Source organism: Streptomyces sp. NPDC032940 (assembly GCF_040636935.1).
Lineage (GTDB): Bacteria > Actinomycetota > Actinomycetes > Streptomycetales > Streptomycetaceae > Streptomyces.
This window is the reverse complement of sequence record NZ_JBEZVJ010000065.1, coordinates 1-9,825: the sequence shown is the minus strand read 5'-3', so window position 1 is coordinate 9,825 and position 9,825 is coordinate 1. Positions and strand designations below refer to the sequence as shown.

Here is a 9,825-nt window from a genome sequence, read left to right as displayed (position 1 = left end):
AACCGCCGCGTCGCCGACCTCATCGCCGCCCAGTACCCGGTCCTGCGACCCGGCCCGCGACCGTCCCCGGGGCAGGGCAGCGCGCCCCGGGGACGAGCCGGTCACCCGGCGGGACGGCGGGCGACACGTCCCGCCGGGCGGTCAGCGCAGGAACGCCGCGGCCACACCGGCGTCGACCGGGATGTGCAGACCGGTGGTGTGGGTCAGCTCCCCGCCGGTGAGCGCGAGCACCGCGTTCGCGACGTGCTCGGGCAGGACCTCGCGCTTGAGCAGGGTGCGCTGGGCGTAGAACTCGCCGAGCTCGTTCTCCTCGATGCCGTACGTGGCGGCGCGCTGGGCGCCCCAGCCGCCGGCGAAGATCCCCGAACCGCGCACCACACCGTCCGGGTTGATCCCGTTGACGCGGATGCCGTGCTCGCCCAGCTCGGCCGCGAGCAGCCGCACCTGGTGGGCCTGGTCGGCCTTCGTGGCGCCGTACGCGATGTTGTTCGGTCCGGCGAACACGCCGTTCTTGGACGCGATGTACACGATGTCGCCGCCCAGCCCCTGCGCGATCATCGCCCGCGCGGCCTCCCGCGACACCAGGAAGGAGCCGCGCGCCATGATGTCGTGCTGGAGGTCCCAGTCCCTGGCCGAGGTCTCCAGCAGGGGCTTGGAGATGGAGATGCCCGCGTTGTTGACGACGAGGTCGACGCCGCCGAAGGCGAGCAGCGCCTCGGCGAAGGAGCGCCTGATCTGCTCCTCGTCGGTCACGTCCACGGTGACCGCGACGGCCCGGTCCGGTCCGCCCAGCTCGTCGGCGACGGCCTGCGCGTTGTCACCGTTCAGATCGGCGACGACGACACAGGCGCCCTCGGCCGCCAGCCGGTGGGCGATGGCCTTGCCGATGCCGCTGCCACCACCGGTGACCAGCGCGACGCGGGTGGCGAGCGCCTTCGGCTTCGGCATCCGCTGGAGCTTGGCCTCCTCCAGGGACCAGTACTCGATGCGGAACTTCTCCGACTCCTCGATCGGCGCGTACGTGGAGACGGACTCCGCGCCCCGCATCACGTTGATGGCGTTGACGTAGAACTCGCCGGCCACACGGGCGGTCTGCTTGTCCTTGCCGAAGGAGAACATGCCCACGCCCGGGACCAGCACGACGGCGGGGTCGGCGCCGCGCATGGCGGGGGATCCGGGCGTGGCGTGCCGCTCGTAGTAGGCGGCGTACTCGGCGCGGTACTCGGCGTGCAGTTCCTTCAGCCGCGCGACCGCCTCCTCCAGCGGCGCGGCCGGCGGCAGGTCCAGGACGAGCGGGCGGACCTTGGTGCGCAGGAAGTGGTCGGGGCAGGAGGTGCCGAGCGCGGCGAGCCGGGGGTGTTCGGCGCGCGCGACGAAGTCCAGCACCACGTCGGCGTCGTTGAAGTGGCCGACCTGCGGCCGGTCCTGGGAGGCCACCGCGCGGACGTGCGGCGCGAGGGCCGCGGCGCGCTCCCGGCGCTCGGCCTCGGGCAGCGGCGCGTAGCCGTCGAGCACCGGGCCGAAGGGCTCGGGCCGGCCGCGCTCGGCGAGGAAGGCCTCGGCGGTGCGGATGATGTGCAGCGAGTTGCGCTCGCACTCCTCGGCGGTGTCGCCCCAGGCGGTGATGCCGTGCCCGCCGAGGACGCAGCCGATGGCCTGCGGGTTGGCCTCCTTGACGGCGGCGATGTCCAGGCCGAGCTGGAAGCCGGGGCGGCGCCAGGGCACCCACACCACCGAGTCGCCGAAGCACTCGGAGGTCAGCTTCTCGCCGTCGGCGGCGCAGGCCAGCGCGATCCCGGAGTCCGGGTGCAGATGGTCGACGTGGGCGGCGTCGACCAGTCCGTGCATCGCGGTGTCGATGGAGGGAGCGGCGCCGCCCTTGCCGTGCAGGCAGTAGTCGAACGCGGCGACCATCTCGTCCTCGCGCTCGACGCCCGGGTAGACGTCGACGAGGGCGCGCAGCCGGTCCAGACGGAGCACCGCGAGGCCGGACTCGGTGAGCGTGCCGAGGTCGCCGCCGGAGCCCTTGACCCACATCAGCTGCACGTCACCCCCCGTCACGGGGTCGGTGTCGGTGCCCTTGGCGGAGGTGTTGCCGCCGGCGTAGTTGGTGTTGCGGGCGTCGGCACCGAGCCGGTTCGAGCGCCCCAGGAGCGCGGAGACTTCGGGGTGGGTGGCCATGGGTGTGATCCTTCGGCTGAGAACGGCTGAGAGGCTTCGTGCGGGGGGGGGGGGGTTGGTGCAGGGGCTTCGGGAGAGCGGGATGCGAGAGCGGGCTTCGTGCGGCTGAGGGCGGCGGGGCGCCACTCAGGATGCGCGTCGGCGTCGGCGCGGTCGGCAGGCGTGCGCGGGCCGGTCAGGCGCCCCAGCCGGCCTGCTCCCCGCCCACCCGCTCGGCGGTGATCCGCTCCTGCCAGCCGGAGGCGTGGTAGGCGGCGACGGGGTCCGGGTGGAGGCCCTGCTCCTCGCGCAGCTCCCGCAGCAGCGGACGCACGTCGGTGTTGTAGGCGTCCATGAGGACGGCGTTCGCGGTGAGGACGTCACCGTCCCGCTGGGCGGCGGCGAGCGCGTCGAGGTCGACCAGCAGGGCCTTGGCGGTGGCCTCCTGCACGTTCATCACGGAGCGGATGACCGCCGGGATCTTCGCCTCGATGTTGTGGCACTGGTCGAGCATGAAGGCCACGTTCGTCTCCGGGGCGAAGCCGCCGTTCTTGGCGACCTCGTGCAGGATCCGGAAGAGCTGGAAGGGATCGGCGGAGCCGACCATCAGGTCGTCGTCGGCGTAGAAGCGCGAGTTGAAGTCGAAGCCGCCCAGCTTCCCCTCGCGCAGCAGCAGGGCCACGATGAACTCGATGTTGGTGCCGGGCGCGTGGTGCCCGGTGTCCACCACGACCTGCGCCTTGTCACCCAGCTTCATGCACTGGAGGTACGAGGTGCCCCAGTCCGGGACGTCCGTGGTGTAGAAGGCCGGCTCGAAGAACTTGTACTCCAGCAGCAGCCGCTGGTCGTCGCCCAGACGCTCGTAGACCGTGGCGAGGGACTCCGCCAGGCGGTCCTGCCGGGCGACGATGTCGTCCTGACCGGGGTAGTTCGTGCCGTCGGCGAACCACAGCTTCAGGTCCTTCGACCCGGTGGCGTCCATGATGTCGACGCACTCCAGGAGGTGGTCGACGGCCTTGCGGCGCACCTTCGGGTCCGGGTGGCAGACGCTGCCCAGCTTGTAGTCGTCGTCCTGGAAGGTGTTGGAGTTGATCGCCCCCAGCTCCACGCCGCGCTTCTCGGCGTGCTCGGCGAGCGCCGCGTAGTCCTCCACCCGGTCCCAGGGGATGTGCAGCGAGACCTTGGGCGCGATGCCGGTGAACCGGTGCACCATCGCCGCGTCGTCCAGCTTCTCCCGCGGAGTGCGCGGCACACCGGCCTGGGCGAACACCTTGAACCGGGTGCCGGAGTTGCCGTAGCCCCAGGAAGGGGTCTCGATCCGCTGCTGGGTGAGCGCGGCCTTCACCGCGGCGATGTCGGGCATATCAACCTCAAGTGGCGTCGGCGCAGCCCGCACAAGGGGCTGACGAAGCGGAAGAGCACATCTGTGAATCGATTCAGTGTGCTGCGGAAGTTAATCGCTCGCCGCAGTCGCGTCAAGGGTTGGCGCAGCCGGCCGCCGGGCGTTATCCAATCGTGCCGTCGCTTGGCCCGCAGGGCGCTGGAGCCGCTTTTCCTGCACTCCAATGCCCTGATGGCGAAGGGGAGGGCGGGTGTGGGAGGCCGCCCGCCGGCCGATTTCCGCGCAACCCCTTGACCTGGGCGACGGGCGGGGCTAGCTTCCCGGCAACTCATTGAAACAATTCATCGCGGGTCGGCAGCGCGGACAGCGCCCCTGGAGCCCCCGCTTCTTCTCAGCGCACACCCTCGGCACACCATGGAGACATGCAATGACGCACCCTGAACCGGAGACCGCTCCGGTGCTCGCACTGGAGGGGGTGAGCAAGTCCTTCGGCGCGGTGCGCGCGCTTCGCGGCGTCAGCCTGCACCTGTACGCCGGAGAGGCCCACGCCCTCGCCGGCGAGAACGGCGCAGGCAAGTCGACCCTGATCAAGACCCTCGCCGGCGTGCACCGGCCGGATGCGGGCCAGGTCCTGCTGGACGGCGAACCGGTCGTCTTCCACGGTCCCGCCGACGCCCGGGACGCCGGCGTCGCCGTCATCTACCAGGAGCCGACGCTCTTCCCCGACCTGTCCGTGGCCGAGAACATCTTTGTGGGCCGCCAGCCGTCCCGCTCCCTCGGCCGCGTCGACCACAAGGCCGTCAAGCAGGCCGCCGCCGACCTGTTCCGGCGTCTCGGCGTCGACCTCGACCCGGACCAGCCGGCCCGCGGCCTGTCCATCGCCGACCAGCAGCTCGTCGAGATCGCCAAGGCGCTCTCGTTCGACGCCCGCGTGCTGATCATGGACGAGCCGACCGCCGCCCTGACCGGCAGCGAGGTCGCCCGCCTCTTCGGCGTCGTGCGCACCCTGCGTGACCAGGGCGCCGCCGTCCTGTTCATCTCCCACCGCCTGGAGGAGATCTTCGGACTGTGCCAGCGCGTCACCACGCTCCGCGACGGCGCCTGGATCAGCAGTGAGCCCCTGGACGGGCTGACCGAGGACGACCTGGTGCGCCGCATGGTCGGCCGGGACCTGGACGAGCTCTACCCCAAGCAGGCCACACAGATCGGGGACGTCGCCCTCACCGTGCGCCGGCTGACCCGCGAGGGCGTCTTCACCGACGTCTCCTTCGAGGTGCGGCGCGGCGAGATCGTCGGTCTGGCCGGGCTCGTCGGGGCGGGCCGCAGCGAGGTGGCGCGCGCCGTGTTCGGCGTCGACCGCTTCGACGGCGGCGAGGTCGAGGTCCTCGGCCGCAAGCTCAAGCCGGGGGCGCCCAGCGTCGCCATGAACGCCGGCCTCGCCCTGGTCCCCGAGGACCGCAGGGCCCAGGGCCTGGTGATGGACATGTCCATCGAACGCAACATCAACCTCACCGGCTTCGGCGACACCACCCGCGGCGGCCTGATGAGCCGCGGCGCCGAACGCAGCCGGGCCGTGGACTGGTCGGTCAAGCTCCAGGTGAAGTACGCCCGCCTCGCCGACTTCGTCGGCACCCTGTCCGGCGGCAACCAGCAGAAGGTCGTCCTCGCCAAGTGGCTCGCCACCCGGCCCCAGGTGCTGATCGTGGACGAGCCCACCCGCGGCATCGACGTCGGAACCAAGGCCGAGGTGCACCGCCTGCTGTCGTCGCTCGCCGCCGAGGGGGTCGCGGTCCTGATGATCTCCTCGGACCTGCCCGAGATCCTCGGCATGGCCGACCGCGTGCTCGTCATGCACGAGGGCCGGCTGACCGCGGAGCTCCCCCGCGCCGAGGCGACCGAGGAAACCGTGATGGCGGCGGCCACCGGCCGCGCCGACCGAGGGAGGAAGGCGGCATGACCGTGACCGCTCCGCCGGTGCGCGAACAGGCACCGCCCGGCCCCACCGCGGGCCGCCGACTGATCGACAAGGTCTTCAAGGCCCGCGAACTCGCCGTGGCGGCCGTCCTCGTCGTGATGCTCCTGGCGACCCAGGTGTCCAACACCGAGTTCCTGTCCGAGCAGGGCGTCAAGGACCTGCTGCTCAACGCCACCATCCTGGTGCTGGTGGCCACCGGACAGGCCGTCGTCGTCATCACCCGCAACGTCGACCTGTCCGTCGGCTCCGTCCTCGGCATCAGCGCCTTCGCCGCCGGCAACCATCTGCACAACGGCGGCAGCTCCGTGACGGCCGTGCTGCTCGCCGTCGCCCTCGGCGCCGTCTTCGGCCTCCTCAACGGCGCCCTGGTCAGTTTCGGCAAGGTCCCCGCCCTGGTCGTCACCCTCGGCACCCTCTACATCGTCCGCGGCATCGACTCCATCTGGGTCGGCTCCCGGCAGATCACCGCCGACGCCCTGCCCGACGGCTTCGTCGACTTCGGCTCCGGCGGCGTCTGGATCGTCCCCTACCTCGCGCTGCTCGCCACCGCCGTCCTCCTCGCCGTCGGCTACTACCTGCGCAGCTACCGCAGCGGCCGCGACATGTACGCCCTCGGCTCCAGCCCCGAGGCCGCCACCCTCGCCGGCGTCCCCGTCCGCAGGCGCATCATGACGGCGTACGTGCTGTGCGGCGCCCTCGCCGGCTTCGCCGGCGCGCTCTACCTGGCCCGGTTCGGCAACGTCGACTCCGCCACCGGCAACGGCTACGAGCTGACCGTCGTCAGCGCCGTCGTGGTCGGCGGCGTCGCCTTCACCGGCGGCTCCGGCAGCGTCTACGGCGCCGCGCTCGGCGCGCTGCTGCTGACATCCATCAACAGCGTCCTTCCCGCCCTCGGCGTCAGCTCCGTCTGGGTCACCGCCATCAACGGCATCCTCCTGCTGCTGGCCATCGCCGTCGACCGGATCCTGGCACTGCGAGTCGCCTCAGTGCTGCGCAAGCAGGCCGCACAGATGAGGAGTGCACGCCATGTCTGACCCGAAGACCCCCACGACCTCGCCCCTGGCCCGGCTGAGCGGCGCGGTGCGCTGGGACACCATGGTCGGCGCCCTGCTGCTGACCCTGCTGATCTGCTCGTTCTCCTTCATCGACAACTTCGGCAACGCGCTGAACCTGTCCTTCCTGATCGGCAACACCCTCCCCATCGCCCTGATCGCCCTGCCGATGACCATGCTGGTCGTCTCCGGCGAGGTCGACCTGTCGGTCGGATCCACCGCCGGCCTGTCCGGCGCGGTGATGGGCGCGCTGTGGAACCAGGGCATGGCGATCGAGACGATCATCGTGCTGTGCCTGCTGCTCGGCGTGGTCTGCGGACTCGTCAACGGCCTGCTCGTCACCCGCCTCGGGCTGTCCTCCCTGGCCGTGACCATCGGCACCATGGCCGCCTACCGCGGCATCGCCCAGATCGTCCTGGGCTCCGACTCGGTCACCGACTTCCCGATGCAGTACCTGGACTTCGGTGCCGGCCGCATCGGCGACTCCTTCGTGCCCAAGGCCGCGATCCCCTTCCTCGTCCTGTTCGCGGTCGCCGCGGTGATCCTGCACGCCACCTCCATCGGCCGTTCCCTGTTCGCCGTCGGCGCGAGCGAGGAGGCGGCGCGGTTCGCCGGGGTCCGCGTCAAGCGGCTCAAGCTGGCCATGTTCGTCAGCACCGGCGTCCTGTCCTCCCTCACCGGCGTCTTCTGGGCCCTGCACTACGCCAGCGCCCGCTACGACAACGCGCTCGGCCTCGAGCTGTCCGTCATCGCCGCGGTGCTGCTCGGCGGCATCGACTTCGACGGAGGCAAGGGCACCCTCGGCGGCGCGATCGCCGGAGTCTTCCTGCTCGGCACGCTCCAGAACGTGATGAGCCTGCAGGACGTCTCCTCGCAGTCGCAGATCGTCGTCACCGGCGTCCTGCTCGTCCTGTCCGTCCTGGCCCCGCGCATCGGCCGCGAGGTCGCGCGCGGCAGAGCACGCAGGAAGGCGGCGGCCGCCGCCCCCGCCGCACCCCCGACCGTCACCACCTGACCCACCGCTCCACGCTCAGCACCCACCCTCCCGTACCGGAAGAACCAGGACCCACCATGTCTCACGCCTCGACCAGAGCCCGCCGCCTGACCATCGCCGTCTCCGTCACCGCCGCCCTCGCCCTCGGCGCCACCGCCTGCGGCGGCACCACCAAGGACGACGCGGCCAAGGAAGGCGCCGGCAACGCCGCCGCGGGCAAGGCGGACCCGAACGCCGCGACCAAGAAGGGCCTGACCGTCGGCTTCCTGCCCAAGCAGGTCAACAACCCGTACTTCACCAGCGCCGACAAGGGCGGTGAGAAGGCGCTGAAGGAACTGGGCTCCGACTACAAGGAGGTCGGCCCCTCCAGCGGCACCGACACCTCCGGCCAGGTCTCCTACGTCAACACCCTCACCCAGCAGCAGGTCGACGCCATCGCCGTGTCCGCGCAGGACCCCGGTGCCCTGTGCACCGCCCTCAAGCAGGCCATGAACAACGACATCAGCGTCGTCACCTACGACTCGGACACCAAGCCCGAGTGCCGCAACGCCTTCGTCTCCCAGGCCTCCGGCGAGGACCTCGGCCGCACAGAGGTGCAGCTGCTCGCCGAGCAGATCGGCTACAAGGGCGAGATCGCGATCCTGTCGGCCGCGCAGACCGCGACCAACCAGAACGCCTGGATCGACTACATGAAGGAGGAGCTGAAGGACCCCAAGTACAAGGACATCAAGCTCGTCAAGGTCGCCTACGGCGACGACGACGCCCAGAAGTCCTTCCAGCAGACCCAGGGCCTCCTCCAGGAGTACCCGAACCTGAAGGGGATCATCTCCCCGACCACCGTCGGCATCAAGGCCGCCGCCCAGTACCTGTCCGGCTCCAAGTACAAGGGCAAGGTCAGGCTGACCGGCCTCGGCACCCCCAACGACATGCGCAAGTACGTCAAGAACGGCACCGTCGAGGCGTTCGAGCTGTGGGACCCGGCCAAGCTCGGCGAGCTCGCCGCGCGCACCGCCGTCGCCCTGGAGTCGGGCCAGATCACCGGCAAGGAGGGCGAGACCTTCAAGGCCGGCGCCATGGGCGAGTTCACCATCGGCAAGGACGGCGTCATCAGCCTCGGCAAGCCGACCGTGTTCAACGCCGAGAACATCGACCAGTACAACTTCTAGAGGTCTGGGGACCGTCGATGCAGCGCGTCTGCTTCCTGCTCAAGGTCCGACAGGACCGGCTCGCCGAGTACCGTGAGCGCCATGCCGCCGTCTGGCCGGACATGCTCGACGCGCTCACGGCCACCGGCTGGCGCAACTACTCCCTTTTCCTGCGCGACGACGGCCTCCTCGTCGGCTACCTGGAGACCGACGACTTCCAGGCCGCCCTGGACGGCATGGAGGCGACCGAGGTCAACGCGCGCTGGCAGCGGGAGATGGCGCCCTTCTTCGAGGCACTGGACGGTGCGCGTCCCGACGAGGCGATGAAGCCCCTCACCGAGGTCTTCCACCTCGCCTGACGACCGCCCGGACAACGGTGCGGGGAGAGGGCGCACACGACGCCCTCTCCCCGCACCGGCCCATCGCAAGGCGGCAGGTGGCGTTCCCGGCGCCCCTGTCGCCCTTCGACCTTTTGGAGGTTAGTGCCCCATGGCCCAGCCGGTGGGTATCAAGGACGTCGCCCGTACCGCCGGAGTCTCCGTCGGCACGGTCTCCAACGTCATCAACCGCCCGGACACCGTGTCCGCCCACACACGGGCGCGTGTCCTGAGCGCGATCGACGAACTCGGCTACGTCCGCAGCGAGTCCGCGCGCCAGCTGCGCGCGGGGCGCAGCCGGATCATGGGGCTGCTCGTCCTCGACATGGGCAACCCCTTCTTCGTGGACGTCGCGCGCGGCGCCGAACGGGCCGCCCGGGAGGCCGGACTGGGCGTCATGGTCTGCAACAGCGCCCAGAACGCGGGGGAGGAGGCCGAGTACCTGTCCCTCTTCGCGGAACAGCGGGTGCGGGGCGTGCTGCTGACCCCGGCCGACGCCACCGGCCGGACGGTCGCCGCCTTCCGGCGCCACGACATCCCCTTCGTGCTGGTCGACCGGGTAGCCCAGGGAGCCACGGAGTGCTCGGTCTCGGTCGACGACGTCGCCGGCGGCGCGCTGGCCGTACGTCATCTCATAGACGCCGGGCACCGCTCCGTCGCCTACGTCAGCGGCCCGCCCGAACTGCACCAGGTCCGCGACCGGCGCACGGGAGCCCTGAACGCGCTCGCCGAGGCGGGGCTCGGTCCCGAGGCGCTGCGGGAGCTGCCCACCGAGCGCCT

General features: G+C 71.0%; 8 protein-coding genes. 6 read left to right on the top strand and 2 right to left on the bottom strand.

The window, feature by feature from the left end:
• Positions 1-141: 141 nt before the first annotated feature.
• Positions 142-2,181, bottom strand: coding sequence for a bifunctional aldolase/short-chain dehydrogenase (locus AB0E77_RS33890; RefSeq protein ID WP_361578770.1), 2,040 nt, complete (start codon positions 2,179-2,181; stop codon positions 142-144).
• 175 nt (positions 2,182-2,356) lie between these two features.
• Positions 2,357-3,523 carry an L-rhamnose isomerase gene (gene rhaI / locus AB0E77_RS33885; protein WP_361578767.1) on the bottom strand — a complete coding sequence of 389 codons (1,167 nt, stop codon included), beginning with the start codon at positions 3,521-3,523 and terminating at the stop codon, positions 2,357-2,359.
• Positions 3,524-3,929: 406 nt separating this feature from the next.
• Here rhaI and AB0E77_RS33880 point away from each other — a divergent pair, with 406 nt between their 5' ends.
• From AB0E77_RS33880 to AB0E77_RS33855, 6 genes are all read left to right on the top strand, one after another.
• Entirely contained in the window at positions 3,930-5,459 is a 1,530-nt protein-coding gene (locus AB0E77_RS33880; protein WP_361578764.1) for a sugar ABC transporter ATP-binding protein, read from the top strand.
• A complete protein-coding gene (locus tag AB0E77_RS33875) occupies positions 5,456-6,511 on the top strand; it encodes an ABC transporter permease (RefSeq protein WP_361578761.1) in 1,056 nt (351 codons plus the stop codon). The genes AB0E77_RS33880 and AB0E77_RS33875 overlap by 4 nt, the downstream gene beginning before the upstream one ends.
• On the top strand, positions 6,504-7,544 hold the full coding sequence (locus AB0E77_RS33870) for an ABC transporter permease (RefSeq protein WP_361578758.1): 1,041 nt from the start codon (positions 6,504-6,506) through the stop codon (positions 7,542-7,544). Before AB0E77_RS33875 ends, AB0E77_RS33870 begins: the two co-directional genes overlap by 8 nt.
• Positions 7,545-7,600: 56 nt before the next feature.
• Positions 7,601-8,689, top strand: coding sequence for a rhamnose ABC transporter substrate-binding protein (rhaS, locus tag AB0E77_RS33865; RefSeq protein WP_361578755.1), 1,089 nt, complete (start codon positions 7,601-7,603; stop codon positions 8,687-8,689).
• Between the two features lie 17 nt (positions 8,690-8,706).
• On the top strand, positions 8,707-9,027 hold the full coding sequence (locus AB0E77_RS33860) for an L-rhamnose mutarotase (protein ID WP_361578752.1): 321 nt from the start codon (positions 8,707-8,709) through the stop codon (positions 9,025-9,027).
• Between the two features lie 130 nt (positions 9,028-9,157).
• On the top strand, positions 9,158-9,825 hold a 668-nt coding region (locus tag AB0E77_RS33855), incomplete at its 3' end, for a LacI family DNA-binding transcriptional regulator (protein WP_361578749.1).